This window comes from Rhodoferax sp., from assembly GCF_010365055.1.
GTDB lineage: Bacteria > Pseudomonadota > Gammaproteobacteria > Burkholderiales > Burkholderiaceae_C > Rhodoferax.
This window is the reverse complement of record NZ_JAAFHA010000003.1, coordinates 75,188-101,316: the sequence shown is the minus strand read 5'-3', so window position 1 is coordinate 101,316 and position 26,129 is coordinate 75,188. Positions and strand designations below refer to the sequence as shown.

Annotated in this window: 20 protein-coding genes and 1 riboswitch; of the genes, 10 read left to right on the top strand and 10 right to left on the bottom strand. The window is 61.8% G+C overall.

Features of this window, described 5'->3' with window-relative positions; all coding sequences use genetic code 11:
* Positions 1-172 precede the first annotated feature (172 nt).
* Entirely contained in the window at positions 173-1,114 is a 942-nt protein-coding gene (gene rpoH, locus GZ093_RS01590; RefSeq protein WP_296481135.1) for an RNA polymerase sigma factor RpoH, read from the bottom strand.
* Between the two features lie 262 nt (positions 1,115-1,376).
* On the opposite strand from rpoH, the gene GZ093_RS01585 reads away from it, so the two are divergent.
* From GZ093_RS01585 to GZ093_RS01570, 4 genes are all read left to right on the top strand, one after another.
* Positions 1,377-3,053 carry an NAD+ synthase gene (locus tag GZ093_RS01585; protein ID WP_296481133.1) on the top strand — a complete coding sequence of 559 codons (1,677 nt, stop codon included), beginning with the start codon at positions 1,377-1,379 and terminating at the stop codon, positions 3,051-3,053.
* A 25-nt stretch (positions 3,054-3,078) separates the two neighbouring features.
* Positions 3,079-3,417 (top strand): P-II family nitrogen regulator, encoded by a 339-nt coding sequence (locus GZ093_RS01580; RefSeq protein WP_296481130.1) that lies wholly within the window; start codon positions 3,079-3,081, stop codon positions 3,415-3,417.
* A gap of 190 nt (positions 3,418-3,607) precedes the next feature.
* The gene (locus GZ093_RS01575) at positions 3,608-5,971 is read left to right on the top strand and encodes an ABC transporter permease (RefSeq protein ID WP_296481127.1); all 2,364 of its coding nucleotides are present in this window, start codon (positions 3,608-3,610) and stop codon (positions 5,969-5,971) included.
* Positions 5,972-5,975: 4 nt separating this feature from the next.
* Complete coding sequence (locus GZ093_RS01570) at positions 5,976-7,172, top strand: HlyD family efflux transporter periplasmic adaptor subunit (RefSeq protein WP_296481122.1); 1,197 nt, start codon at positions 5,976-5,978, stop codon at positions 7,170-7,172.
* An 8-nt stretch (positions 7,173-7,180) separates the two neighbouring features.
* Here the strand turns inward: GZ093_RS01570 and GZ093_RS01565 are convergent, their stop codons facing one another.
* On the bottom strand, positions 7,181-7,561 hold the full coding sequence (locus GZ093_RS01565) for a VOC family protein (RefSeq protein ID WP_296481119.1): 381 nt from the start codon (positions 7,559-7,561) through the stop codon (positions 7,181-7,183).
* A gap of 317 nt (positions 7,562-7,878) precedes the next feature.
* The gene (locus tag GZ093_RS01560; protein WP_296481116.1) at positions 7,879-8,109 is read right to left on the bottom strand and encodes a hypothetical protein; all 231 of its coding nucleotides are present in this window, start codon (positions 8,107-8,109) and stop codon (positions 7,879-7,881) included.
* Between the two features lie 329 nt (positions 8,110-8,438).
* On the opposite strand from GZ093_RS01560, the gene GZ093_RS01555 reads away from it, so the two are divergent.
* From GZ093_RS01555 to GZ093_RS01545, 3 genes are all read left to right on the top strand, one after another.
* Positions 8,439-9,077 carry a hypothetical protein gene (locus GZ093_RS01555; protein ID WP_296481113.1) on the top strand — a complete coding sequence of 213 codons (639 nt, stop codon included), beginning with the start codon at positions 8,439-8,441 and terminating at the stop codon, positions 9,075-9,077.
* 371 nt (positions 9,078-9,448) lie between these two features.
* Positions 9,449-9,551: riboswitch (TPP riboswitch) on the top strand.
* A 105-nt stretch (positions 9,552-9,656) separates the two neighbouring features.
* Positions 9,657-11,531, top strand: coding sequence for a phosphomethylpyrimidine synthase ThiC (gene thiC, locus GZ093_RS01550; protein ID WP_296481111.1), 1,875 nt, complete (start codon positions 9,657-9,659; stop codon positions 11,529-11,531).
* A gap of 115 nt (positions 11,532-11,646) precedes the next feature.
* Positions 11,647-12,921, top strand: a complete 1,275-nt coding sequence (locus GZ093_RS01545) for an HD domain-containing phosphohydrolase (RefSeq protein ID WP_296481108.1) — start codon at positions 11,647-11,649, stop codon at positions 12,919-12,921.
* A 42-nt stretch (positions 12,922-12,963) separates the two neighbouring features.
* On the opposite strand, the gene GZ093_RS01540 is transcribed toward GZ093_RS01545, so the two are convergent.
* Both GZ093_RS01540 and argH read right to left on the bottom strand, forming a co-directional pair.
* Positions 12,964-14,568, bottom strand: coding sequence for a FapA family protein (locus tag GZ093_RS01540; protein WP_296481105.1), 1,605 nt, complete (start codon positions 14,566-14,568; stop codon positions 12,964-12,966).
* Between the two features lie 63 nt (positions 14,569-14,631).
* Positions 14,632-16,083, bottom strand: coding sequence for an argininosuccinate lyase (gene argH, locus GZ093_RS01535; RefSeq protein ID WP_296481102.1), 1,452 nt, complete (start codon positions 16,081-16,083; stop codon positions 14,632-14,634).
* 87 nt (positions 16,084-16,170) lie between these two features.
* Here argH and GZ093_RS01530 point away from each other — a divergent pair, with 87 nt between their 5' ends.
* On the top strand, positions 16,171-17,214 hold the full coding sequence (locus GZ093_RS01530; RefSeq protein WP_296481099.1) for a histidine kinase: 1,044 nt from the start codon (positions 16,171-16,173) through the stop codon (positions 17,212-17,214).
* 19 nt (positions 17,215-17,233) lie between these two features.
* On the top strand, positions 17,234-17,974 hold the full coding sequence (locus GZ093_RS01525) for a LytTR family DNA-binding domain-containing protein (protein WP_296481094.1): 741 nt from the start codon (positions 17,234-17,236) through the stop codon (positions 17,972-17,974).
* Between the two features lie 18 nt (positions 17,975-17,992).
* On the opposite strand, the gene GZ093_RS01520 is transcribed toward GZ093_RS01525, so the two are convergent.
* The 3 genes from GZ093_RS01520 to GZ093_RS01510 are packed head-to-tail and all read right to left on the bottom strand — an operon-like array spanning position 17,993 to position 22,707.
* Positions 17,993-18,484 (bottom strand): YfiR family protein, encoded by a 492-nt coding sequence (locus tag GZ093_RS01520; protein ID WP_296481091.1) that lies wholly within the window; start codon positions 18,482-18,484, stop codon positions 17,993-17,995.
* 39 nt (positions 18,485-18,523) lie between these two features.
* Positions 18,524-20,554, bottom strand: coding sequence for a TonB-dependent receptor (locus GZ093_RS01515; RefSeq protein ID WP_296481088.1), 2,031 nt, complete (start codon positions 20,552-20,554; stop codon positions 18,524-18,526).
* 35 nt (positions 20,555-20,589) lie between these two features.
* Positions 20,590-22,707, bottom strand: coding sequence for an EAL domain-containing protein (locus tag GZ093_RS01510; protein WP_296481084.1), 2,118 nt, complete (start codon positions 22,705-22,707; stop codon positions 20,590-20,592).
* 516 nt (positions 22,708-23,223) lie between these two features.
* On the opposite strand from GZ093_RS01510, the gene GZ093_RS01505 reads away from it, so the two are divergent.
* Complete coding sequence (locus GZ093_RS01505; protein ID WP_296481082.1) at positions 23,224-23,841, top strand: hypothetical protein; 618 nt, start codon at positions 23,224-23,226, stop codon at positions 23,839-23,841.
* 282 nt (positions 23,842-24,123) lie between these two features.
* Here GZ093_RS01505 and GZ093_RS01500 read toward each other — a convergent pair whose 3' ends face one another.
* Together GZ093_RS01500 and GZ093_RS01495 are read right to left on the bottom strand one after the other, a co-directional pair.
* Positions 24,124-25,629 (bottom strand): tripartite tricarboxylate transporter permease, encoded by a 1,506-nt coding sequence (locus tag GZ093_RS01500; RefSeq protein ID WP_296481080.1) that lies wholly within the window; start codon positions 25,627-25,629, stop codon positions 24,124-24,126.
* A complete protein-coding gene (locus GZ093_RS01495; protein ID WP_296481078.1) occupies positions 25,629-26,075 on the bottom strand; it encodes a tripartite tricarboxylate transporter TctB family protein in 447 nt (148 codons plus the stop codon). Before GZ093_RS01495 ends, GZ093_RS01500 begins: the two co-directional genes overlap by 1 nt.
* Between the last annotated feature and the right edge of the window lie 54 nt (positions 26,076-26,129).

The following is a 26,129-nucleotide window of genomic DNA, read 5'->3' as shown; positions in this document are numbered from 1 at the left end:
ATTAAAAAATCCCAAAACCAGAAACTTCCAAACAGGGTCAGTTTCAGTGGTCGGGGAAATTACAGAACGAATGTTGCACTACCAGCATTTTGCTGGGCATGGATATCCCTTGCATGAAAAATGCCCCTGAGGACCGTGACCGTCAGGGGCATTGTGTCGCAGCCGCTGGATGTCAGACGTATTCGACCAAGGTCTTCTTCATTTTCTTCATCGCCGCCACCTCGATCTGGCGAATGCGCTCGGCGCTGACGCCGTACACCGCAGCCAGTTCGTGCAGCGTCATGCCGCCCGAGTTGTCGTCGTTGACCTTCAGCCAGCGCTCTTCGACGATGCGCCGGCTGCGTTCGTCGAGCGCGTCCAGCGCCGTCGCAATGCCGTCGCTGGCCAGCAGGTCGCGCTGGTGCGCCTCGATCATTTCAGTCGGTTCGTGCCGGGTATCGGTCAGGTAGGCAATCGGGCCAAACGCGTCTTCACCGTCGTCAGAGGGGCTGGGGTCGAGCAGCACATCACCGCCCGAGAGCCGGGTCTCCATTTCAATGACCTCTTCGCGCTTGACCCTGAGTTCCAGGGCCATCGCGTCGATTTGGTCTTCATTCAGGGTGTCGCGGTGGGTGCCCAGATCAGCGGCAGCATCGTCCGACTTGTAGCGCTGCTTCATGGAGCGCAGGTTGAAAAAGAGCTTGCGTTGCGCCTTGGTGGTGGCCATCTTGACCATGCGCCAGTTTTTCAGGATGTACTCGTGAATCTCGGCCTTGATCCAGTGCAGCGCATAGCTCACCAAGCGCACGCCATGGTCCGGGTCGAAGCGTTTGACCGCTTTCATCAAGCCCACATTGCCTTCCTGAATCAGGTCGCCATGCGGCAGGCCATAGCCCAGGTACTGGCGCGCCACCGACACCACCAGTCGCAAGTGCGACAAGACCATTTTTCCGGCAGCGCCCAAGTCGTTGTCTTGCCGGAACTTGCGCGCAAACTCCTGCTCTTCTTCCAGGGTGAGCATGGGCAGGCGATTGGCCGCAGAAATATAAGCGTCAAGATTACCCAGCGCGGGCACCATCGACCACGGGTTCGCCACAGTCAAGGCAGCAGCGGATGCACCAGATTGATAAGACATGCCAGAACTCCTTTTTTCCATATTTGTTATGTTAGCACTCTCTGGGAGAGAGTGCTAACTCAGAAGTTCAATGTGGTTGAAGGCGGCAGGGATCGCGAGGGATGGCGAACCATGGGGACTTGCTGGCGCGTCACCAATGGACTGCGCCTGAGGCAGACCTGACGCAATCAGGCGCAGTGGCCTGATTCTGAGATGGTTTCTTGGGATATTCAGGATAATGGTCCAATTTGTGCTCGACCGACCTCTCTCTACTGGCTACCTTATGACACTCAAACTCTGCGTTGCCCAACTCAATTTTCTGGTCGGCGACATGGCCGGCAATGCGCAAAAAATCATTAATGCGGCGCGCACGGCCTATGCGCAAGGCGCGCGTTTGCTGCTGACGCCTGAGTTGTCCATTTGCGGCTACGCCGCGGAAGACCTGTTTCTGCGGGCTGCGTTCATTGCTGCCTGTGACGACGCAGTGAAGACAGTGGCCCGTGAGCTCGCTGGTTTGAAGGACATGAGCGTGGTGGTGGGTCATCCAACCGGGGGCGACAGCCGAACCCGCTCGGTGGCGGTGCAAAACCGCCACAACGCGGCCAGCGTGTTGCGCGAAGGCGTGGTGATAGCCACCTATGCCAAGCGCGAACTACCCAATTACCAGGTATTTGACGAACGCCGTTATTTCACGCCGGGGCAGGGCGTCTGTGTGTTTGAAGCGGGCGAAGCAGGGCACACGGTCAAGGTCGGCCTGCTGATCTGCGAGGACGCCTGGTATGAGGCGCCTGCGCGGGAAACGCAAGCGGCCGGTGCCGAACTGTTGGCCGTCATCAACGCCTCGCCCTTTCACATCGGCAAGGGGGATGAGCGTGAGCAGATGATGCGCGAGCGCGTGCAGGCCTGCGGCTTGCCGCTGGTGTATGCCCATTTGGTGGGCGGCCAGGACGAAGTGGTGTTCGAGGGCCGCTCCTTTGCGCTCAATGCCGATGGTTCGGTTGCCGCCCGTGCCCCAAGTTTTATAGAAAATAGCCTTGTAGCCCGCATCAAGCGTGCGCAGGCAGCTATTTATTTGGAAGCAGAAGTGGCGCCAGAACGAAGCTTGGATGCCGACCTGTGGGACGCGCTGGTGCTGGGTCTGCGCGACTACATTGGCAAAAACGGCTTCCCCAGCGTGATTCTGGGTCTCTCCGGTGGCATCGACTCGGCGCTGGTGCTGGCGCTGGCCGTGGACGCGCTGGGCAAAGACCGGGTGCGCACGCTCATGATGCCCTCGCCCTACACGGCCGACATCAGCTGGATTGATGCGCGCGAGATGGCGGCGCGCCTGGGCGTGCGCTATGACGAAATCTCCATCGTGCCCGAGTTTGAGGCCTTCAAGAAATCTCTGGCCGGTGAGTTCCGCGGCCTGGCCGAGGACACCACCGAGGAGAACATTCAGGCCCGCATTCGCGGCACGCTGCTGATGGCCTTGTCCAACAAGTTTGGCAGCATCGTGCTGACCACCGGCAACAAGTCCGAATTGGCGACGGGCTATTGCACCTTGTATGGCGACATGGCCGGTGGTTTTGCCGTCATCAAGGACCTGGCCAAGACCACAGTGTTCAGATTAGCGCGCTGGCGCAATCAAAACGACCCCTACGGCACGGGCCAGGCGCCGATTCCCGAACGCATCATCACCCGGCCACCGAGCGCCGAGTTGCGCCCGGACCAGACCGACCAGGACAGCCTGCCCGCCTACGCGGTGCTGGACGCGATTCTGGAGCGCTACATGGAGAATGATGAGAGCATCGAAGCCATCGTGGCGGCCGGTTTTGCCAGGACCGACGTCGAGCGGGTCACGCGCCTGATCAAGATCAACGAGTACAAGCGGCGCCAGGCACCGGTGGGTATTCGTGTCACGCACCGCAGTTTTGGCAAGGATTGGCGTTATCCTATTACCAATAAATTTCGCGCCTGACCGCTCACATCACTCAAGGACCACCATGAAACAGATCACCGCCATCGTCAAACCGTTCAAGCTCGAAGAAGTGCGCGAGGCACTGGCCGAATGTGGCGTGACCGGACTCACCGTGACCGAAGTCAAGGGCTTTGGCCGCCAGAAGGGCCACACCGAGCTTTACCGTGGCGCCGAGTATGTGGTGGACTTCCTGCCCAAGGTCAAGATCGAAGTGGTCGTCAAGACCCTGGATGTGGAGCGGTGCGTCGACGCCATCGTCAAAGCAGCTCACACGGGCAAGATCGGCGACGGCAAGATATTCATCACTGCCGTGGAGCGCGTTGTGCGCATCCGCACCGGCGAGCTGGACGAGTCGGCCATCTGAGCCGTTCGGGGGAATTTGCTCAGCTTATTTTGGGGCGGGTGCTGACTGCGCCGCGCAGTTGAGAAAGATCAATGCTGAAGGCGGGGTGTTGCCTAGACTGATGATTTAGTCTGACCTTCATGGCCCTACAACGGCCGGTCCCCATGGCAAACATTGAACAAGTTGCTGCACCTTGCCCGGGGCGGATCTGGTGAAAGCACTTGACCGCAAGCTGCTGCGCGACCTGTGGCAGATGAAGAGCCAGGCACTGGCTATCGCCTTGGTGGTGATGTGCGGCGTTGGCACCTACATCATGTTTCTCAGCACGCTCGGGGCGCTGCGTGCCACCCAGGACCGCTATTACCGCGACTACCGTTTTGCCGAGGTGTTTGCCAGCTTGAAGCGGGCGCCGCAGGCGCTCTTGCCGCGCCTACAGGCCATCGCCGGCGTGGATCAGGTCGAAACGCGGGTGGTGGCCCAGGTGCGGGTGGACATGCCGGGTTTTGCCGAGCCGGTCACAGCCTTGATGGTGTCGGTATCCGACGGCGGGCGCCGCGGTCTCAACGCGCTGCACTTGCGCCAGGGGCGCCTGCCAGCGCCGGGCCAACCAGATGAGGTGGTGGTCAGCAGCGCCCTGGCGCAGGCGCATCACCTGCAACTGGGCGGCCGCTTTGTGGCCATCCTCAACGGGCGGCGCCAGGCGTTGACGCTGGTGGGTACGGCGCTGTCGCCGGAATTCATTCAGCAGATGCGGCCCGGCTCGGTGTTTCCCGACAACAAGCGCTTCGGTGTGATGTGGATGGGGCGTCGCGCGCTGGCGCAAGCCTACGACATGGAGGGTGCGTTCAACGATCTGGCCCTGAGCCTGCGACCCGGCGCGGCCAGTCAAACCGTGATTGACCGCGTCGACGAACTGCTCCAGCCCTATGGCGGCCTGGGCGCTTACAGCCGCAAGGACCAGCTGTCGCACCGCTTTCTCAGCCAGGAGTTGGACCAGCTGGGCACCCTGGCGAGTCTGTTTCCGGTCATGTTCATGGGCATCGCCGCCTTTTTGCTCAATGTGGTGATCGGGCGGCTGGTGGCGATGCAGCGCGAGCAGATCGCCGTCCTCAAGGCCTTTGGCTACAGCAATCTGGCCGTGCTGTGGCATTACCTGCGCATGGTCTCGGTGATCGTGGGGCTGGGCATTGTGGGCGGCACGGCGCTGGGCCTGTGGCTGGGCCGGGCGCTGTCAGATATCTACACGGAGTTCTATCACTTCCCCTACCTGATGTTCCGTTTGCAGCCGGGCACGCTACTGCAGGCCTGCGCTGCCAGCCTCCTGGCGGCGGGGACCGGCACAGTGTTTGCAGTCTGGCGCGCTGCCAGCTTGCGCCCCGCGCAGGCGATGCGCCCTGAGCCGCCCGCAATCTATCGCGAGACCTGGATCGAGCAAATGGGCTTGAAGCGCTGGCTGTCGCCGCCGATGCGCATGATCATCCGCCACATCCAGCGCCGGGCCTTGAAGTCCATGCTCACAGTGCTGGGCATTGCCATGTCCTGCGGCATCATCATGACCGGGCTGTTTCAGCGCGATACGGTCAGCTACATGGTCAACCTGCAGTTCGGCATGGCCCAGCGCGAGGACCTGTCGGTGACCTTCAGTGACCCCGCCAGCTACCGCGCGCGCTTCGACCTGCTCGGCTTGGCCGGGGTGCAGCACGTGGAAGTGTTTCGCGCCGTGCCGGTGCGGCTGCGTCACGGTCATCTCACTTATCGCACCGGTATTCGCGGTGTCGAACCGGGCGGCGACATTGTGCGCCTGCTCGACGCCGATTTGCGGCCCGTCCCTCTGCCGTTGGAGGGCATCTTGCTCACCGACTATCTGGCCCAACTGCTGGATGTGCGGGTGGGCGACCGGCTGACCGTCGAGGTGCTTGAAGGTAGTCGGCCGGTGCGGGAGGCCACTGTGGTGGGGCTGGTCAGGGAGTATCTGGGCGTGTCGGGCTACATGCAGCTGGCGGCGCTGAACCAGTTCATGCAGGAAGGCCCGACGATCTCGGGTGCCTACCTGAGCGTCGACAGCGCCCAGTTGACCGCGCTGTACACCCGGTTGAAGGGTATGCCGCGCATCGCCGGGCTGGCTGAGCGGGTGCAGGAGATCCGCAATTTCAACCGGGTGATGGACGAGACCATGCTGTTCTTCACCTATGTGGCCACCGTGTTTGCCGTCATCATCGCCTTTGGCGTGATCTACAACAGCGCCCGCATCGGGCTGACCGAGCGTGGTCGCGAACTCGCCAGCCTGCGGGTGCTGGGTTTCACCCGCGCCGAGGTCGCCTACATCCTGCTCGGTGAACTCGGTCTGCTGACCCTGATCGCTATCCCGCTGGGCCTTTGGCTGGGTGTGGGAATGTGCTACTACCTCGCCAATTCGATGCAAAGCGACCTGTTTCGCGTGCCGGTGGTGCTGGTGCCCCAGACCTATGCCTTTGCCTGCGCTGTGGTGCTGGTGTCGGCGCTGCTGTCGGGCCTGGCCATGCGTCGTCGTCTGGATCAACTGGACCTGATTGCCGTCCTCAAGTCGGCGGAGTGACTCTATGAAAACCAATGTGCAATGGCGTCGTCGTACCGTGTGGGGCCTGCTCGCCCTGCTGATCGCCTGGGGTCTGTTTCAGGGTTTTCGCCCGCAAGCGGTCGAAGTCGATGTGGGCAGCGCCAGCCGCGCCGCGCTGCGGGTTGTGCTGGAGCAGGAGGGGCGCACCCGCGTGCTGGACCGTTATGTGGTCACCGCGCCCGTCGCAGGCTATGCACGCCGGATTCGCCTGGACGTCGGCCAGTCAGTTGAGCGCGGTGCGCTCTTGGCCGAACTGGAGCCGGTGCGCGCCGAGGCGCTGGACCCGCGCCGCCGCGCTGAGGCCCAGGCTCGCATCGCCGCTGCCGAGAGCGGCGTCAGTGCCACCGAGCAGCGCAGCAAGGCCGCTGCCAGCAGTGCCGATCTGGCGCAAGCAGAACTGCAACGCGTGCGTGCACTGCGCCTGCAGGGGCATGTCAGCGCCGCCGCCGAGGACCGCGCGGCCAGCGAGGCGCAGCGCAGCGCTGCGGAACTGCGATCAGCTCAATTTGCCGTCGCCAGCGCGCGCCACGAGCTTGAAGCGGCCCGCACCACTTTGAGATTCGCCGGCAGCGCCAGCAGCAATGAGCGGGTGGCTGTGCGCTCGCCGGTGGCCGGACGCGTGCTCAAGGTGGCGCACAAGAGCGAAGGGACCGTGTCCAACGGCCAGCCACTGGTCGAGATCGGTAACCCCGGCGCACTGGAGGTCGAGGTGGACCTGCTGTCGGCCGATGCAGTGCGCATCCACCCCGGCACCCGCGTCGTGTTCGAGCGCTGGGGCGGGGAGGGCGTGTTGGAGGGGGTTGTTCGCGTGATTGAGCCGGCCGGCTTCACCAAAGTCTCGGCGCTGGGCGTGGAAGAGCAGCGCGTCTGGGTCATCGTTGCCTTCACCTCGCCCGCGAGCCAATGGCAACGCCTGGGCGACGGCTACCGCGTCGAGGCCAGCTTCATCGTGTGGGAAGGCCAGGACATCCTGCAGATCCCCGCCAGCGCGCTGTTTCGCGATGGCGACGGTTGGGCGGTCTTCGTGTTAGAGCACGGCAAAGCGGTCAAACGCGGTGTCGAGGTCGGACAACGCACCGGCCTGAGCGCCCAGGTCGTCTCCGGCATCCAGTCCGGCGAACGCGTGATCAACCATCCTGATGACCGGGTGCGGGAAGGCGTGAGCGTGGCGGCGCGTTGACAACGGCGTTAGCGCGCGTTCTCGTCTTCCTGAATCAGCCCGAACAGGAGGCCACCGGGCTCGGCGCAGGTGGCATACCAGCCTACGCCGGGGATGGCCGTCCGGGGCTCGACAATGCGCCCGCCGTGGGCCTGCACGCGGGACAGCACTTCGTCAAGGTTCGCAACGGGCATGGTGATTTGTGTCAGTGGGTTCCCGCCGCTCACTGGCGCGTCCTTGACACTTCCCATGCTGCCGTCGATGCCGGGTTCGCCGGGTGGTCCTGCCTGGATGCGGTAGCACTCATATGGCATGGGGAACCGCTCGAAACGCCAATCCAGCACCGCCTCCAAGAACTCGCGGGCTTGGCCGAGATCGCGGACCGAGAGATCGAAGTGGACGGGCTTCATGGGGGGCTCCTCAAGGGATGAAGGCTATGTGTCTTGCTTGGTCGCTGCCGGGCTGGTCCAACGTCTGAGATTCGGAATATGCCGTGTCAAGATTCATGCGAGTGGTTTCATCACGCCCTGTTCCCGCAACTTTGGCAATAGTTGTTCATACGTCCCCGGATATCTCTGTGTTGGCGCACGACCTGGTTGTTGAAGAGGGGCAACTCCTGCAGCAGAAAACAGGATTGAACTGAATCATCCCTCGCGGCAGTTCGGTCGATGGCCCACGCAGAGCTGACAACGATAGACGAAGAGACAAAGAGTCGTCATGCGAAATGTCAATGCTGTGTCGAAGGCATGGGCTGTAGCGCGTCCACCGCCTCATCAAACAAGCCCGGCCCGTTGAAGCTGGCGCGCTCGACCTGTAGCAAGCGCCGTGTGGTGGTGATGCCGCCATTGGCCGAGAACCTGCCCGCGCGCTCGTCGGCGGTCTCGTCCTGTTCAGGCAGTAGTGCACCGGTCAGACTAAATGGCGATCCGGTGGCGCAAAAGACGCCTCCGCTATTCAAGACCGCCGTGCTGTGCGGTCGATGATGGTCAATGTCTGACAGTGGAACTGCAGTGCTGGCGGGATTCTGGCCTCAACGCTCCCTTGGCGGCATGCGGTGACTCCAAAAAGTAGCCATTCATCCATCTGCACATGGCCCGCTCTCTGGCGGAGCCTTGGATGTCCTGCGCGATCAAACAGGTGCTGATCGATCTCGGAAGCGAAGACTGGTCCCGCTACACAATTGAGGTTTGTCAACCACGCGCTCCACCAAAATTTTAGACTCTCAAAGGCAGACCACACAGTATGGTAAGCGTCGCAGACGCCCGGTCCATAAACTGAGGCGGCCTGTTGGCCTTGTTGTTTTTACGTTCAACAAGGGAGTTCCAAATGAAGACGAGAATCACAAATTTGACAGTATTGGTCGCCGCTATTTCCATGGCGTTTGCCGGTGTGGCTTACGCCGCCGGTGCAGGAGGTGCAGGTGCCGGAGGTGCTGGTGCTGGTGCTGGTAGCGCAGGTGGCGGGGGTGTTGGTGCGATGACCCAAAGCAAGGATCAGACGCAGCAGCAGACTCGCATCCAGATTCGTGACCAGTTGAAGGTTCAGGATCAAGTCCTGAATCGCACGCGCACTCAACTGAAGACCCAGGAGCAGGCCCAGACGCGAGCCCGTGATCAGCAAAAAATCCAGGAGCAGTTGCTGACCCGAACCCGCGATCAGCTGAAAATTCAGGAGCAGCTCCAGACTCAGGTACGTGACCAACTGAAGGCGCAGGACCAGACCAGAACGCAGGCCCGCGACCAGCTTCAGGCCCAAGACCAGATCCACGCGCAAACGCTTGAGCAGTTGAAGGCGCAGGAACAGGTGCAGACGCAAACGCTCGATCAACTGAAGACCCAGGATCAGATCCAGACCAAGACCAGGGATCAGCTAAAAACCCAGGAACAGGTTGACTTGAAGACCCGTGATCAGCTGAAAGCGCTCTAGCTGGCGACGTTGCCATGCCGATTGCATAGCCGGGATATGCGAGACCCGCTTGCACGGCTTTGAATGGATCGGGGCTTGCCCATTGCGCCAGTTTGGCTTCATGGGCGGCTGCAGGCGCCGTTGGCGTTGCCTGCCCACAATGGCCACCCCCGAATGGTGTCTGCTATCTATGAACAGCATCCAACGTTTGTCAGCACGTTCGCAGGCTAACCTATTCAGCCTTGAATGGCTGGGTGACCGGAATCGGCACATGACCTCAAGCCAGTTAGGCCTGTAGCCACCGTTATATATGCACAGTGCGCTACATAATTTGTAGCAATCCGGGTTGGCCGAAGGTATTGCAGACATTATTCAGCTGCATCGCTTAAACTTCGTCCCGCCCGGGGTGCGCTGCAAATGCGCTGAGATGGTCGACCAAACCCGCGAACTTGATCCGGTTCATACCGGCGGAAGAAGAGCCAGACTTGCAGCCCCTTGGCCCCTTGACGGGGTGATTTGGGTTTCGTGCCGTCCTCTCTGTTCGCGTGTTTCATTGACTGTTCTCCGGAGCTGTTTTTCACACCTTCAGGAGACCCCGCGATGAATGCACCCGACAAATTCAGCCAGTTGATGAGCCTCACGCGCGAGCCTTTACCGGCCTCGCGCAAAATCTACGTGCCCGGGTCGCAAGCCGACATTCAGGTGCCCATGCGTGAAATCATGCAGAGCAATGGCGAGGCCGTGGTGGTCTATGACACCTCCGGCCCCTACACCGACCCGCAAGCCATGATCGACGTGCGTCAAGGCCTGCCCTCGGTGCGCAGTCCCTGGATCGAGGCGCGCGGAGACACCGAGTCGTACACCGGCCGTCCTGCGTTTGCGCTCGATGATGGCCTGAAGAATGGCGACTCCGAGTCGTTGGCTTCTCTGCGCCTGCAGGCCGCCGGGCTGCAGCGCAAGCCGCGCCGCGCTAAAGCGGGCGGCAACGTGTCGCAGATGCACTATGCCCGGCGCGGCATCATCACCCCCGAGATGGAATATGTGGCGATCCGTGAGAACCAGAAGCTGGCATGGATGGAGCAATACCTGATTAATCCCGAGCGCGAGGCACGGCTGGCCGGCAACAGCTTTGGCGCCAGCATCCCCAAGGTGATGACGCCCGAGTTTGTGCGTGACGAGGTGGCTCGTGGCCGCGCGATCATTCCGGCCAACATCAACCACCCCGAAGTGGAACCGATGGCGATTGGGCGCAACTTCCTGGTCAAGATCAATGCCAACATTGGTAACTCGGCCGTCACTTCCAGCATTGAAGAAGAGGTGGAAAAACTGGTGTGGTCGATGCGCTGGGGCGCCGACACCGTGATGGACCTGTCCACCGGCCGCAACATCCACACCACGCGCGACTGGATTTCGCGCAACTCGCCGGTGCCGATCGGCACGGTGCCGATCTACCAGGCGCTGGAGAAGGTCGGCGGCGTGGCCGAAGACCTGACCTGGGAAATTTTCCGCGACACGCTGGTCGAGCAGGCCGAGCAGGGCGTCGATTACTTCACCGTGCACGCCGGCGTGCGCCTCGCCTTCATTCACATGACGGTCAACCGCATGACCGGCATCGTGTCGCGTGGCGGCTCGATCATGGCCAAGTGGTGCATTGCTCACCACAAAGAGAATTTCATCTACAGCCACTTTGATGAAATGACGGAGATCCTGAAGGCCTATGACGTGAGCTACTCGCTGGGCGACGGCCTGCGTCCCGGCTCCGGTGCCGACGCCAACGACGAAGCGCAATTCGCCGAACTGCGCACCCTGGGGGAGCTGACGCAGCAAGCCTGGCAGCAGGACGTGCAGGTGATGATCGAAGGCCCGGGCCACGTGCCGCTGCACATGGTGCAGGCCAACATGACCGAGCAGCTCAAGCACTGCCACGAGGCACCGTTCTACACGCTGGGACCGCTGACCACCGACATCGCGCCCGGCTACGACCACATCACCAGCGGCATTGGCGCGGCCATGATCGGCTGGTTCGGTACCGCCATGCTGTGCTACGTGACGCCCAAGGAGCATCTGGGTCTTCCGGATCGTGATGACGTGAAAGTGGGCATCATCACCTACAAGATTGCGGCCCACGTCGCCGATGTCGCCAAGGGTCACCCGGGGGTGCGCGCACGGGATGACGCGCTGTCCAAGGCGCGCTTCGAGTTCCGCTGGATCGACCAGTTCAACCTGTCGCTCGACCCGGACACGGCGCGCAGCTTTCACGACGAGACCTTGCCCAAGGATTCATCCAAGGTGGCGCATTTTTGCTCCATGTGCGGACCCAAGTTCTGCTCGATGAAGATTTCGCAAGAGGTGCGTGACTACGCCAAGACACGGGGTGTGAGCGACGAGCAGGCGTTCAAGTCCGGTATGGACGCCAAATCGCAGGAATTCAAGCAGGGCGGCGGCGAAATCTACATCTCGATCCGCAAGACTTGACAACAGCGCCGGGCCCGGCTGCTCGCAATGTGTCTCTGCCACCGTATGGACCGCTGATGTGTGGATTGGGACGCATAGAATCCAAGGCTGTCCCAACAAGCGACCATCAAGCAAAATGTCTTCATCCAACGACGGGTATGTCACGCCCGCGCAACTGTGCATCGGGATGTATGTGCAGCTCGACCTGTCATGGACGGAGCATCCGTTTACCTTCTCAAGTTTCAAGATCAAGAATCTTGAACAGATCGTGGCCTTGCAGGCGCTCGGGCTTGAGCGCATTCAGTACAAGCCGGCCAAGAGCGATAGCGAGCCATTGAAAGTCCCGCAAGACTTTGCGCCCGGGTCGCCGCCGGCCAAACCACTGGACGACGGCCCCCTTTATCTGGCCAAGCGTGTACGTATCGAGCGCTTGCTGTCGCAGCAGGCGCGGGTCGCGGCCTGCGAGCGTGAGTTTGTGAGCTCCGCGCGCGCTGTCAAGTCAATCAATCAAAACCTGTTTGCCAAGCCGGAGCAAGCGCGCACAGAAGCCGAAACGCTGGTGCAGGCGATTGCCGATTCGATGCTGACCGAGTCAGACATCGCGATCAATCTGATGAAGGATCAGGTGGGAGGAGAAGATGTCTACTTTCATTCGCTCAATGTCACGCTGCTGTCCATGATGCTGGCCAAGGAATTGAAGGCCCCGGCGGAGGCGATCCGCCTGATGGGCATGGGGGCGATGTTTCATGACGTTGGCAAGCACGATATTCCGGACCGCGTCGTGCGCAAGATCGAGGCCTTGAGCAAACCCGAATTGTCCTTGTTGCAGCAGCATTGCGCCTATGGCGTCGAGACCGGGCGCAAACTGGGTCTGCCAGCTGTGGCTTTGCTGGTGATCGCGCAGCATCACGAGTACATGGATGGCAGCGGTTACCCGAAGGGTTTGACCGGTGCCGACTTCAACATGCTGGCCCGTATTGTCGCCATCGTCAACGCCTATGACAACCTGTGCAATCCGATCAAATCGTCTGTGGCCTTGACGCCGCATCAGGCCCTGTCCTTGATGTATGCGCAGCAGCGCGTCAAGTTTGATGCAGCCGCGTTGACCGCTTTCGTGCGCTGCATGGGTATTTATCCACCTGGCACGATCGTTGTTTTGTCGAACGACAGCGTGGGCATGGTGGTGTCGGTCAATAGTTCCAAACCGCTCAAGCCGACGGTGCTGATCTATGACCCGCAGGTGCCGCGGGACCGGGCGATCCTGGTCGAGCTTGAAAGCGAACCGGATGTGTTGATCAGCCGCGCAATCAAGCCCGACCAATTGCCACAGCCGATCTATGACTATCTCTCGCCACGTCGGCGCGTGACCTACTACTTTGACGCCGAATCGAGTCGCGCGGGCGCCCAGTAGCGTCAAAAGGCTACGCCTTCTGCCCGCGCCGGGGCGCCTGCATTACGAACTGGTCGGCACGGCGTCCCCGGCGGCGTCGATGAAAACGATCTGCGCGTCTGCGTCAACACTGAAGGAGCCGACACCAAATTCCTGGCGCAGCCGTGCCTTCAGCTTGTCAAAGCAGAGGTCCACCGCCCCGTCGACGCCAACGCTCACCTCAACCTTGGCGGCTCGCCCCAGCGCGATTTGTTTTTCCAGTTCAGCTTGCTCGATCAGGGATTGACCCCAGACCTGGACGGCGTGCGCTCGGGATGCTTTGACACGTGCCAACAAACCTTTGAGGTCCCCCGCGGCGGTGAGTTGCTTGAGCAGTTTTTCCAGGTTCTCTTCAATCGATTTTTCTTTGGCGATGCGCTCTTGCAGTGCCTGGTATTTGGCCTCCAGCTCGGGGTTGGCGCCCAGCGCCAATTGCGTCACACCGGCCTTGGCCGAGCCCAGCAGGGGCACCTTGATCAGCATCATGGCGCTAGCCGAGCCACCGATCAGGCGCCCACGCTTGGGCGATGTGGCGCCGACAATGATTTGGTTGAGCGACTGCATTTCACACTCCAAAGCCATGTCGTCCAGCGCAATCACGGTGCCGGCATAAATATGGGCACCTTGTGCAAAACGTGCGCTGACTGAGCCGCCTGCACGCAGCCTGGCATGGGCGATGACGCCGCCTGTCACCTTGATATTGCCACCGGACTCGAGCAGCCCGCCGTCCACCATGCCACCCACCACAATGTCGCCGCTAGCCTGGACTTTCATGCCCTGGAGGACGTCGCCGTCGACCTGCACTGTGCCGTCATAGTGAATATTGCCGGTCGTCATATTGACTTCGGCGACCCGCAGGACGGGCTCCACCATGATGCCGCACTTGACGCGCACCGGCTGCCCGCTCACCGCTGCCTGCAGCAGGTTGGGGTCGTCACTGGCCACCTGGGCGCCGGTCAGTCCTGCGGCAAAAGGTTGATCGCGGCCGGGGTGGGGTGCCAGCACACGGCCCCGGATGCTGTGGCCGACAACGCCCGCCGTTGCTGGGATGCGGCGCATGAGCGGCGCACCGGACTGCACCATGGCAATGGTGCCATGCTCGCGGTAATCGATCAGACCATTTTCATCAAGCTGCGGTGCTCGATCTACCGCTTGCGGAATCATTTCTTCGAAAACAGTGTCATGCCCGTCTTCAGGGCTGACGCCGCTGGCCACACGAACCGGCTCGCCGCTGCCCGGCGCGCAGGCCCGCAGCAATGCCGCTTCGTCGACGCCGAACATCACCCCGGCCTCGACCAGCGCCCGCATGAGGTCTTCCATGGTGGCCGCTTTACCGCCCCGTGCGGGGCTGAGGCTGACCTCGGCGGCCATTTCGTCGGGCGCAATCTGCACCTGGATCGCGGCGTCGCTGCGCTGGGCGACCAAGCGCTCAAAAGGATTCTGCTCGGTGCTGCAATCGCGCGCAGCACTGGCAATCGCCTCTTCGTGCGGCAGGCAATCGCCATAGCCGGCTTGTGCGAGCAGGGCATGCAGAGCGGCGCTGTCAACGGGAAGACGCTCTGGCGCTGGCTCGCAGCGCAAGAACACTTGTCCGTCCGCCTCTCTGAAAGAAATGTTTGGAAGGTCCATGGTCTATAGTTTGCCCGACTTTTCTCAGTGGCTTCGTTGGACTGAGGTCTGCGACCGGTGCCCTTACCCCAACCGGGCCCGATGCCGTGTAATCTGCATCCGCACCTGGTTTGGCGCGGTGCCACCCAAAATGTCGCGCGCATGGAGCGAACCGCGCAAGGACAGCACTTCGTACACGTCCTTCTCAATACTCGGGTTGAACTCCCGCAACACACTCAAAGGCAGTTCCGCCAAATCGACCTGGTGCGTGATGGCGGCTTTGACGGCGTGCGCGACGGTCTCATGCGCGTCCCGGAATGGCAGCCCTTTTTTGACCAGGTAGTCGGCCAGATCGGTGGCGGTGGCGTAGCCTTTGAGGGCAGCGCGCTCCATCGCCTCCAGGTTGACCGTGATGCCGCCTTCCTTGACGCCGGTGGCTGGGTTGAGCTGGCCGCCGATCATCTCGGCAAAGATGCGCAGCGTGTCCTTGAGCGTGTCCACCGTGTCAAACAAGGGTTCTTTGTCTTCCTGGTTGTCCTTGTTGTAGGCCAGCGGCTGGCCCTTCATCAGGGTGATCAGGCCCATCAGATGGCCGACCACGCGCCCGGTCTTGCCGCGCGCCAGTTCCGGTACATCCGGGTTTTTCTTCTGCGGCATGATGGAACTGCCGGTGGTGAAGCGGTCGGCGATTTTGATGAAACCAAAGTTCTGGCTCATCCACAGAATCAGCTCTTCGCTCATGCGGCTGATGTGCACCATGCACAGGGCGGAAGCGGCGGTGAATTCAATGGCGAAGTCGCGGTCGCTGACGGCGTCCAGCGAGTTCTGGCAGACCTGCGGCTGGCCTTGGTCGTCGACCATGCCCAGACTGACCGCCACACGTTCGCGGTCCAGCGGGTAGCTGGTGCCGGCCAGGGCGGCGGCACCCAGCGGCAGCCGGTTGGTGCGCCGGCGCACCTCCAGCATGCGCTCGCAATCGCGGCTGAACATCTCGACATAGGCCAGCATGTGGTGGCCGAAACTGATGGGTTGCGCCACCTGCAGATGGGTGAAGCCCGGCAGAATCACTTCAACATTTTTCTCAGCCACGTCCAGCAGCGCCATTTGCAGGTCGGTGAGCAGTGCGCCAATCAAGTCAATCTCCCCGCGCAGCCAAAGCCGCACATCGGTGGCGACCTGGTCGTTGCGGCTGCGGCCGGTATGCAGGCGCTTGCCTGCCAGGCCGACGAGCTGGGTCAGACGCGCTTCGATGTTGAGGTGCACGTCTTCGAGGTCAAGCTGCCAGTCAAAGTGGCCTGCCTCGATCTCGGCGCGAATGGTGGCCATGCCACTTTGAATCGACTTGTGGTCCTCTATGCTGATGATTTTTTGCGCAGCCAACATGTCGGCATGGGCTAGAGAGCCCGCAATATCGGCTTGCCACAGCCGCTTGTCAAAAAACACGCTGGCGGTGTAGCGCTTGACCAGATCGCTCATTGGCTCGGAGAACAGGGCGGACCAGGCTTGCGATTTCTTATCAAATTGATTGTGTGACATGGGGCGGGTCTATGCGGGTGGGGCTTGCGCCAGAGAATCATCAATAATCAGCCCCAAGCCGGCTTGAGCTTGCAACCTCATTGATCAATGAAAGATTCTGAAATTTTATCGACCTTCCAGGAACTGGCGCCAGAGTCCTCTGCGACGGCGTCCAAGCCTGCGGCCGCGCTGGTGTTTGACGCCTGCCATGTGGGCGTCATGCTGCGCGCTGTTCTGTTTGTTGAAGCGGTGGTGGCGGTGGGGGCCATGTTTGGTTCTGCGACGTTTTTTGACTGGCTGACGCGGTTGTCTCTGCTCACGGGCGGCGCCTTGCCCGCCACGCTGGTGTGGTTGATTGCGGCGTGCAGCCTCAAGAGACTGATGGCCCGCCTGAGCAGCACTGTCCAGCAGGTGGCGGGGGTCGTTCTCGGGGCCGTGGCCGGCTTGTACGGCTGTGGCGTGCTGTCCTTGGTGGGGCTGTTGGAACCGGCGCCCTGGCTGGCCAGTGCGGCCAGCGGGGCCTTGTTGTCGGCCGCGCTGGTGGCGGCGCTGGTGCTGCGCGCCAAAGGCGAAACCCCGGCGGCGACGGCGGCGCGCTTGAGCGAGTTGCAGGCGCGCATTCGTCCGCATTTCTTGTTCAACACGCTCAACACGGCGATTGCGCTGGTGCGTGCCGAGCCGGCCAAGGCCGAGACCTTGCTGGAAGATCTGAGCGACCTGTTTCGCCATGCGCTCATGGAACCGGGCAAATCAGTCACCCTGCTTGACGAGATCATGCTGGCGCAGCGCTACCTGGCGATTGAAAAGCTGCGCTTTGGCGAGCGCATTCAGGTGGAGTGGGCGCTGGACCCTCACGCCTCGACCGCCAAGTTGCCGCCCTTGGTGCTGCAGCCGCTGGTGGAAAACGCCGTCAAACATGGGGTCGAGCCCAGCCCGCAAGGGGCGCAAATCAAGATATCCACGCAGCGCCGCGGCTCCACCGTCGTTATCAAAGTGACCAACACCGTGCCCGTGGCCAACAGTGAGCCGGGCAGCGGGGTGGCGCTGAACAACGTGCGTGATCGGATTCGCTTGCTGCACGACGTACAGGGCCAGTTTCAGCACGGGCTGAAGAACGGTGTGTTCCAGGCTCGGATCGAGGTGCCGCTATGAGGCCAGGGAGAGCGGCGCGATGGCTCTGAAGGTCTTGATCGTGGACGATGAAGCGCTGGCGCGCGCCCGCCTGCGAACGCTGCTGGGCGATTGCCGCGCGCCTGCGGCCAGCGTGGAAGCGGAAGTCGCCAACGCCGCGCAGGCTCTGGCGTGGCTACAGCACCACCCGGTCGATGTGGCCTTGATTGACATTCACATGCCGGGTGCCGACGGCCTGAGGCTGGCGCAGCTGCTCCGCGCGCTGCCCCAGCCACCCGTGGTGGTGTTCGTCACGGCTTACGCTGAACATGCCGTGCAGGCTTTTGAGCTTGAAGCGGCGGACTACCTGACCAAGCCAGTGCGCTTGGAGCGTCTGCAGCTTGCGCTTCAAAAAATAGAGCGTAATAACAAACAAACACGGGGGCTAGAGCCTGATTTCCCTGAAGAAGTGTTGGTGATTCAAGACCGGGGCCGGACCGAGCGTGTGCCCTTGTCCCAGGTGCTGTACCTCAAGGCCGAGCTGAAGTACATCACCGTGCGCACGGCGGACCGGAGCTACCTTCTGGAAGGCTCCTTGAGCGAGCTTGAAGACACCTACAAGGTGCGCTTTCTGCGTATCCACCGTAACGCCCTGATTGCAAGGCGCGCCGTGCGCTCGCTGGAAAAATACCATGACCCGCTTGAGGGCGACGGCTGGGCGGTGCGGCTCAACGGCGTTGATGAATTGTTGTTGGTGTCGCGCCGGCAACTGGCGGCGGTGCGGGAACTGGTGGCTGGATAAGCCCTGCTGCCCTGCTGTTCATTTCACGGTCCCTGCCAACTTGAGCAGCTGCGAGCTGACGCGCAAATCGGCCCGCCGTGCCACGCCCAGATTGATGTCGAAGCGGTAGCGACCACCGACGGGCACCAGACCAATCATTCCGCCCGCCTGGATGAAATCGGGCAGGTCACCAATGGTCAGCGCCCCCGTTTGCAGCGCTGCCCTGAGCCAGGTCGATGCCTCGCCGGGCGTTTCTGCCGGCAAGTACAGGACATGGCAACCGTCGACATCGCTGCCGCGAGCCACTTGTTTGACCTGAATCGGTCGACCTTTGATATCCTGCTGCGCCAGTTGCCCCAACTGGGTCGCCATATTAACGTCGCCCGGGGCCAAGCAGATCCTCAGCGGTGCTTGCGGCTGCAAATGGGTCTCGGGCCATTCAACAAAGCGTGCGAAGTTGAGCAAGAATCCGATCCGCACGTCGACCGGTTCCTGGCCCCAGGCGCTTCCCGCCAGGAGCAGCCCCCCCATTGCAAGCATGATTCTCGGCCGGCAACGCATGGCGCAGGCTCAGAATTCCAGGCGCAGTTGCGCCGACAGACTTCGCGGTTGGCAGCTTGGAATCGCGCCCGTGTTGGAGGCGACCAGGGCCAACCCGGAGAGGGCATCGCAGCTGCCCTGATTCAGATTCTGGCCGACCAGTGACCACTCCATATTTTTGCGCGGCGCCCACCCCAGGCGCAGATCAAACCCGCTGAACGCATTGCGCTGCAGTTGCGTGTGCGTTGGCACGCCCGGCCGGGCACCGGTGTGGCGCAGCCAGGCATCGATGTTGAGGCCGCTGGCAGGCATCCAGGACACGCGCAAAGACGTGATGCTTTTGGGCAAGGTGCCGGTGGGGTCGGGCGTGACGGTGCTGTCCTGTGTCACGCTGTTCCAGGTTTGCGCCAGCTGCAGGCGCCAGTCAGGGTTGATGCGCCAGTCGGCGGCCAACTCGGCACCGTTCACGGTCATGGCGCCGCCGTTGCCGATGTCGATATTGACCACCGTGAGCGGAAAGCCGGGAACCGGCGTCATCTGGCCCGCCGTTCGCAGCAGGTGGTCGTAGCGGTGCGTGAACAACACCAGATCGGTGGACAAGGCGTTCGTCCATTGCGAGCGCAGGCCAAGCTCGGCGGCCTTGAGCTGTTCGCTGCGCAGATCCTCGGCGCCGTGCATCACCAGCAGCGTATTGGGCACGAAAGAAGTCAGGTCACCGGGGATGTAGGCGAGATTTCGGTTGAAGCCAGCGTCAGCCCGCGACGGGGCACGCACCGCCTTCGACAGTGCTCCCCAAAGGGTTTGGTTGGGTTGCAGGTTCCACGACAGGCGCGCCGTGGGCTGGGCATCCCAACCTGAAATCGGGTTGCGGTCCATGCGCAGCCCCAGGGTCAGCCGCCAGGTGTCGGCCAGGCTGATTTCATCTTGCGCAAACAGGCCCAGGTAGTTCATCCGGCGCGACGGCGTGTCCATGTGCATCACCAGACCCGGGGTGATGGTGTCGCTGCTCAGGCGGTAGTTGACGCCCCACACCAGTTCCTGCTGTTTGCCCAGGTGAAAGCGATGCTGCAGGTCCAGATCGGCGGTGCTGCGCACATCGGTCATGGCATAAGGAATGCGCAGGGTGGTCTGGGCGTAGGCGGCCTGGAACTGCAGGTTGCCGCCGCCGTCGATTCCCTTCTCGTAGCGGGCGCGCAGCGTGGTGCCACGGTGGCGCTCGGTTTGCTGGTCGATGGTCGTCCCGCTGGCTTGATGCATAAGCGCCAGGGTGTCGCTGTGATTGGAGAAAAAGTCAGCCGACATGTCCCAGCGTGCGCCCGCGGCGAGATAGCCATCGAGGCGCAAGCCGGCAGATTCGTTGCCGTAGGTATCCTGCCCGCTGCCGCCGCCCAGACTGGCCGGCGCTTTTTGGGCGTTGGCGTGCTGGGTCGAGCCATAAACCCGATAGAACAGGCTGCCGTCGGCATTCTGGCCGCCCCAGCGCACGCGACCATAGCTTTCTTGGAGTGTCCCGGTGCCGAGCACCGCCAGTCCGCCTGGGGTCGAGGCAGCGGATCGGGTGATGATGTTGATGACCCCGTTCATGCCGTTGCTGCCCCAGATGGCGGCAGCCGGCCCCCGAATGACCTCAATGCGTTCGATATCTTCCAGGGGAAACTGAAAGTCCTGCCACATCACGCCCGAAAACGCCGGGTTGAAGGCATTGCGACCATCCACCAACACCAGCAACTTTTCAGCGAGCAACTCGGCAAAGCCGCGCGCGGAGACCGACCATCGATTGGCAGAAAACCGTGTTGCATCCATCCCGGGCGCCAGCCGCAGCACCTCGGCGATAGAGTTTGCGCCTGAAAGCCGGATATCCTCGGCGCTGATCACATGCACCGCAGCGGCAACATGGGCGAGTTTCTGCGGTTTTTTGGACACCGAGGTGACCTCGATCTGCATCAAGTCTTCCAGCGACAGCTGCGCCACCTTCTCTGTGGCATCGACGGCCAGGGCGGGAATGGCCACCAAGGCCAGAGCGCTGACGGCGAGACCCTGTGTGAGCGGGCCGAATTTCATGGCGACACTCCTGCGCTGAAGGGCGCGAGGCGCACTCATATCCAGGCGCCCCACTGGCTGATGACGGCATCTGGCGGCGACTCTGGCTGCGGTGCCGACGTGGCTGTCAGCCTTTGCTGCCCCTCAAAGTTGGCGATGAAATCAGGCACGTGAGCCGCCGGCAGTGGCCGCGCAAAATAGTAGCCTTGGAAGTTGTGGCAACCGACCTGGCGCAGCCACGTCACCTGCGCTCTGGTTTCCACACCCTCGGCGACGACTTGAATGTGCAAGTTGCGCGCCAGGCCCACCATGGCAGCGGTGATGGACTGATCATCGGCATTGGTGCTGATGTCATCAACAAAACTCTTGTCAATCTTGAGCTTGGTCACTGGCATGTTTTTCAATTGCGCCATGGAGGAGTAGCCAGTACCGAAGTCGTCGATGGCTATGCCGATGCCGCACTGGCGCAGCCGCTCGAGCAGAGTCCGGGTCTTGCCGCCGTCATGCATGAGCGCGCTTTCCGTGATTTCCAGTTCCAATTGCTGCGCCGTGCAGCCGGTCTCCATCAGGATGGCCAGCACTTCATCGGGAAAGCTGTCGTGTACCAGTTGGCGTACGGAAACATTGACTGCTACCTTGAGTCCCGTGAGGCCGCCACGCGACCAGGCTGCCATCTGCTGACAGGCACTGCGCAACACCCATTCGCCCAGCGGCCGGATGAGACCGGACTCCTCTGCCACAGGAATGAACTGCAGGGGGCTGATGTAGCCCCGCTCCGGATGGTTCCAGCGCGCCAGCGCCTCAAGACCCGCGACCTCGCCAGTGGGCAAGTCTATTTGCGGCTGGTAGTGCACTTCGAACTGGCCCGCGGCCATGCCGGCGCGCATCTGGTTTTCCAGTGTCAGGCGCAGCGTGCTGCGACTGACCATTTCGGGGTCGAACCGGCGCCAGGTGTTCTTGCCTGACCCTTTGGCCGCATACATGGCGGCATCGGCAAAGCGCAGCAGTCCCTCCGCGCTGTCAGCGTCGTCGGGGCACACGGCCACGCCTACGCTACCGGTGACCACCAGGTCATGGCCATCGAGCCGTAGTGGTCGAATCAGACTCTGCATCATCTTGTCAAGAATCAGCTCAATCTGTTGCGTATCCACCAGATTTTCCAAAATGATGGCGAATTCGTCACCGCCCAAGCGGCACACCACGTCGCTTCCGCGCAGCGCCTTGGACAGGCGCTCGGCCACCGCGCGCAACTGTTCGTCGCCGATGTCGTGGCCGAAGGAGTCGTTGACCAACTTGAAGTTGTCCAAATCAACGAACAGCACCGCCATGATCTTGTCCAACTGAAGACTTTGTTGCACGGCCATCTTCAGGCGCTCGTTGAAGAAGCGGCGGTTCGGTAAATGAGTGACGGTGTCGTAATGCACCAGTCGATCCAGCTTGTCTTGCATACGCTTGCGTTCGCCGATCTCCTTGTTCAGATGCACGTTGTGTATTTCCAGCGCGCCCAGCATGGCATTGAAGCCCCGCGCGAGTTCGCCGATTTCGTCGTCGCTCAGGACGTCCGTGCGTTGTCCGTGCGTACCGTCGCGTTCCACTGCGCGCATCAGGGCGGTCAGACCTTCTATCGGCGCTGTGACCGACCGGCTCATGCGACGAAACAACACGAGAGCGGCAAGCAGGATGACGGCGCCGATGCCGGTGCTGGCAACCAAGAGCAGAAGCGTCTCCTGATTGAGTTTTTCCAGACTGGCCACGAGCACCAGGCGCGCGGGTGTGTTGCCCTGGGTCGCAATGGTCTCTGCGACACCATGCTTGTGCAGCGCGATATAGCCGGTCTGTCTTGAATCGAGCAGCAGCTCATCCTGTTCCGCTAGCGCGCCTAGCGAGGCATAGCGGGCAAAGTATTTGCCGTCCGCCAAGACCACGGCCGCCATCAGAACATCGGGATAGTGTTGCAGGGCTTGCAGAGTCTGCCGGGCGAACGCGACATCGCCGAAAACCAAAGCGGATTCGAGATTGCCCGCCATCGCCACGGCCTGCGTGGTGAGATTTTCATGCGCAACGTTCCGGGCGTGCCGGTAGAGATAGATTTGCGAAATCAGACCACTGCTCAAGAGCACCAGCAGCGCGACGACGCGGTAGATGCTGGTGAGCTTGGCGGTGATGGTACGCATCACGTCACTGCGGGTTTGGCACCGGCGGAGATGCCTCGCTACTGCCTTGAAAACTGAGCCGACACGAAACCGACAAGTCTCTGGCGCCTGGCCCAAACCGGATGAGCAGCCCTGGCCAAGTGGGAATTTCTGGTGACTGAAACATGCCTCCGACTCCCAGGTTTGTAATAATATGTGACAAGTCATCATATTCCTTATTGCCGCAACTTGGGTGCCGAAATTGCGCGTGGTCATCCCCTTGGCAAGTTGGCAAGGTCAATCAGGAAAAGGGCTGGTCAGCCTTTCAGGCCGGCGCTCAATGATGGATATCAGTGGTGTGACGTCGACGCTGACGGCGATCGCCCATCAGACTGACAAATCAGCGGGTCGCTCATCATTTGATGGCGGTGAGGCTGCAGCCTGATTGGAACAAAAAATAATTGGTGCGTGAACGAATGGTTGATCCCGGCAATCGCTCGCCCACGAGAAGGCGGTGCGGTGCGGGAACTGTTGCCTGGCTGAATAATGGAGCTCATCATGAAACATGTAAACCTGAAATATTTTGCCCTCGCCGGATTGATGGCGCTGGCGGCGCTGCCCGCGCTCGCCCAGTTGCCCCAACGCGACTTGATTGTCGACGTGCGAGAAGTGAATGTGGGCGAGGGCGCTGCCTATGCAGTGGAGACCCAGGCGAGCAAGGCCTTGCTGGCGCCGCAGCAGCTGCGCGTGCGCAACGGTGAGAAGGCCAGCCTGAGCGTGGGCCGATCCATGCCGATGCAATGGATTGAATCAGCGTCAGCTCACCACGCGACCTTATCGTCAGCTGGCGTGGCCGCCAGCAGCAGCAGCGCCAGCGCGACTGGCGCTGTGACATGGATGGACTCTGGCCAAAGCATCAAGCTGCAGCCGCGCTGGCCCGGTCCACAGCAATGGGTGACCGTGGAGATCGAAGTCCAGTCAGCCAGCGTGGAAGGCCGCACGGGCACCGACCTGCCGGCGCAGTCGCGCAGTCAGTTCACCACCACGGTCAGCGCGCCTTTGGGGCAGTGGGTCTCGGTGGCCTTCACCGGGAAAAACCCGCAGAGCGGCGTCTACGGGAGCGAGGCGGACAGCGACCCGAGGCGTGTGCTTCAGATTCGCGTGCTGGCACCTTGAATCGGTGCCGGGTCCGGCTGTCATTGGCGAGTGCCAGGCGCACAGCAGTTTGCAGGTGCAACCCCTAGCCGAACATGCTATTGAAACAATAGCTGTATGTGCTTACTCTATGAGGGCTACAGCCTGATTTGGCATAAATTAGGAGCAAATGGCTGAATGATTTCAGTCGGCGGCGAGATGGTGTGCCAGAGTCAAAACAACTGGCGATTCCCGGCCGATTTTCCAAGCAGAGACTGCCAGCCCGGGCCACCAAGGCCCAACCCGGGCTTGCGCTGACTTTCCTTATATGGCGGCCAGGGCCTGGCGGCCAGCCCGCATACGCATCAGTGGCGGCACCACAATCATCGCGGCGGCGATGATCCACAGCCCCTTGGAAATTGGGCTCGATACCAAAATGCCGAGCTCGCCGTTGGTGATCGACAAGGCGCGGCGCAGGTTCTGTTCCATCATGTCGCCCAGCACAAAGCCCAGAATCAGCGGCGCCATCGGCACGCCCTGCTTGCGCAGCAGGTAGCCCGCCACGCCAAAAGTGGACATCAGCATCAAGTCAAAGGTGGTCGCGTGCACCGAGAACACGCCCACGGTGCTCACGGCCAGAATGCCGGGCACGAGCGCCCAATTGGGCACGCGCAGCACGCGGGTGAACACGCCCACCATCGGGATATTGATGCAAAGCAGCATCACGTTGGCGACGAACAGCGACGCAATCAAACCCCACACCAATGTCGGGTTCTGTGAAAACAGCGCCGGCCCCGGGGTGATGTTGTACAAGGAGAGCGCGCCGACCATCACGGCGGTGGTGCCCGAGCCCGGCACCCCCAGTGTCAGCATCGGCACAAAAGAGCCCGCCGCCGAGGCGTTGTTGGCGGCCTCGGGGGCCGCAACCCCGCGGATGTCGCCCTGCCCAAAATGGCCGTGTGCGCCAGCCACGCGTTTTTCCATCGAATACGCCATGGCGCTTGCGATTGTGGCGCCGGCACCCGGCAGCACACCGACGATGAAACCCAGCACCGCCGAGCGCACCGTGCCCCACCAGGTCAGCGCCAACTCCTTCATGTTGAACAGCGCGCGGCCGGTCTCCTTGATGATGCCTTCGCTCTTGTGGTGCTGCTCCAGCATCAGCAGGATTTCGCTGATCGAGAACACGCCAATGACCACCACGATGAACTGGATGCCGTCAGACAAATGCAGGTTGTCCCCGGTGAAGCGGTACACGCCAGAGTTCGAGTCCAGTCCGATGGTGGACAGCGACAGGCCAATCACCGCGGCAAGGGCCGCCTTCATCGGTGCGTCGCCCATCAGCCCGGTGATGCAGGCAAACGCAAAGCACATCAGGGCAAAATATTCGGCGGGTCCGAACGCCAGCGCCCAGCGTGCCAGCAAGGGCGCGAACAGCACGATGCCGATGGTCGCGATCAATGAGCCGATGAAAGAAGCCCAGGCCGAGATCGACAGCGCCACACCGCCCATGCCTTTCTTGGCCATGGGGTAGCCGTCCAGCGCGGTCATGATGGCACCCGCGTCGCCCGGCACATTGAGCAGAATCGACGAGATACGACCCCCGTATTCACAGCCCATGTAGACCGCAGCCAGCAGGATCAGCGCAGTTTCAGGCGGGAGTTTGAGCGCAAAGGCCAGGGGCATCAAAATAGCCACGCCGTTGATCGGCCCCAGCCCCGGCAGCATGCCGACGATGGTGCCGATGAAGGCGCCGATCGCGGCCACCATGAGATTGGTGGGGGTCAGGGCCACACCGAAACCGGTGAGAAGATATTGCAGCGTCTCCATCAGCGCCCCCCAAGAATGAACGACAACAAGCCTGTGGGCAGAACGACATCGAGCAGCTTGTCGAACAGCAGGAACAGCACCAGCCCCAGGCCAGCGCCAGCGGCCAGTGACTGCTTCCAGCTGCCGCCGAAGGCCATGCCGACCGGCAGCGCCATGACGGTGGTGGCGAGCGTGAATCCAAGCCATTCATACAGTGCTGCGTAGACGAACACGGCTACCACCGCAAAACTGATCGGCTTGAGATGATTGCGTGCGAGCCCAAAGCCGTGGGGCCCGGGGCGCACCACCAGCCAGGCACCGGCGCCGGCCATCAGACCGGCCATCAGCAGCGGAAAGGCGCGCGGGCCCACCGGTTCGTACGATATAGGGGCGGCATAGCCGTGGGCGGCCCAGGCCATGCCCGCGCCCACGATCACGCACACCGCGCCCAAAATTCGGTCGCTCATTGCTCTGTCTCCTTGAAGGTTGGCAACCGGGCGACGCGCCCGGTCACGCTGCGC

Excerpts from the sequence above, each read along its gene's own strand:
- GZ093_RS01540 (WP_296481105.1), bottom strand. The coding sequence starts at position 14,568 with ATGGACCTTCCAAACATTTCTTTCAGAGAGGCGGACGGACAAGTGTTC.
- GZ093_RS01520 (WP_296481091.1), bottom strand. The coding sequence starts at position 18,484 with ATGGGGGGGCTGCTCCTGGCGGGAAGCGCCTGGGGCCAGGAACCGGTC.
- GZ093_RS01510 (WP_296481084.1), bottom strand. The coding sequence starts at position 22,707 with ATGCGTACCATCACCGCCAAGCTCACCAGCATCTACCGCGTCGTCGCG.
- GZ093_RS01495 (WP_296481078.1), bottom strand. The coding sequence starts at position 26,075 with ATGAGCGACCGAATTTTGGGCGCGGTGTGCGTGATCGTGGGCGCGGGC.
- GZ093_RS01570 (WP_296481122.1), top strand. The coding sequence starts at position 5,976 with ATGAAAACCAATGTGCAATGGCGTCGTCGTACCGTGTGGGGCCTGCTC.
- GZ093_RS01565 (WP_296481119.1), bottom strand. The coding sequence starts at position 7,561 with ATGAAGCCCGTCCACTTCGATCTCTCGGTCCGCGATCTCGGCCAAGCC.
- GZ093_RS01545 (WP_296481108.1), top strand. The coding sequence starts at position 11,647 with ATGTCTTCATCCAACGACGGGTATGTCACGCCCGCGCAACTGTGCATC.
- GZ093_RS01530 (WP_296481099.1), top strand. The coding sequence starts at position 16,171 with ATGAAAGATTCTGAAATTTTATCGACCTTCCAGGAACTGGCGCCAGAG.
- thiC (WP_296481111.1), top strand. The coding sequence starts at position 9,657 with ATGAATGCACCCGACAAATTCAGCCAGTTGATGAGCCTCACGCGCGAG.
- GZ093_RS01500 (WP_296481080.1), bottom strand. The coding sequence starts at position 25,629 with ATGGAGACGCTGCAATATCTTCTCACCGGTTTCGGTGTGGCCCTGACC.
- GZ093_RS01505 (WP_296481082.1), top strand. The coding sequence starts at position 23,224 with ATGAAACATGTAAACCTGAAATATTTTGCCCTCGCCGGATTGATGGCG.
- GZ093_RS01580 (WP_296481130.1), top strand. The coding sequence starts at position 3,079 with ATGAAACAGATCACCGCCATCGTCAAACCGTTCAAGCTCGAAGAAGTG.
- GZ093_RS01525 (WP_296481094.1), top strand. The coding sequence starts at position 17,234 with ATGGCTCTGAAGGTCTTGATCGTGGACGATGAAGCGCTGGCGCGCGCC.
- GZ093_RS01585 (WP_296481133.1), top strand. The coding sequence starts at position 1,377 with ATGACACTCAAACTCTGCGTTGCCCAACTCAATTTTCTGGTCGGCGAC.
- rpoH (WP_296481135.1), bottom strand. The coding sequence starts at position 1,114 with ATGTCTTATCAATCTGGTGCATCCGCTGCTGCCTTGACTGTGGCGAAC.
- argH (WP_296481102.1), bottom strand. The coding sequence starts at position 16,083 with ATGTCACACAATCAATTTGATAAGAAATCGCAAGCCTGGTCCGCCCTG.
- GZ093_RS01515 (WP_296481088.1), bottom strand. The coding sequence starts at position 20,554 with ATGAAATTCGGCCCGCTCACACAGGGTCTCGCCGTCAGCGCTCTGGCC.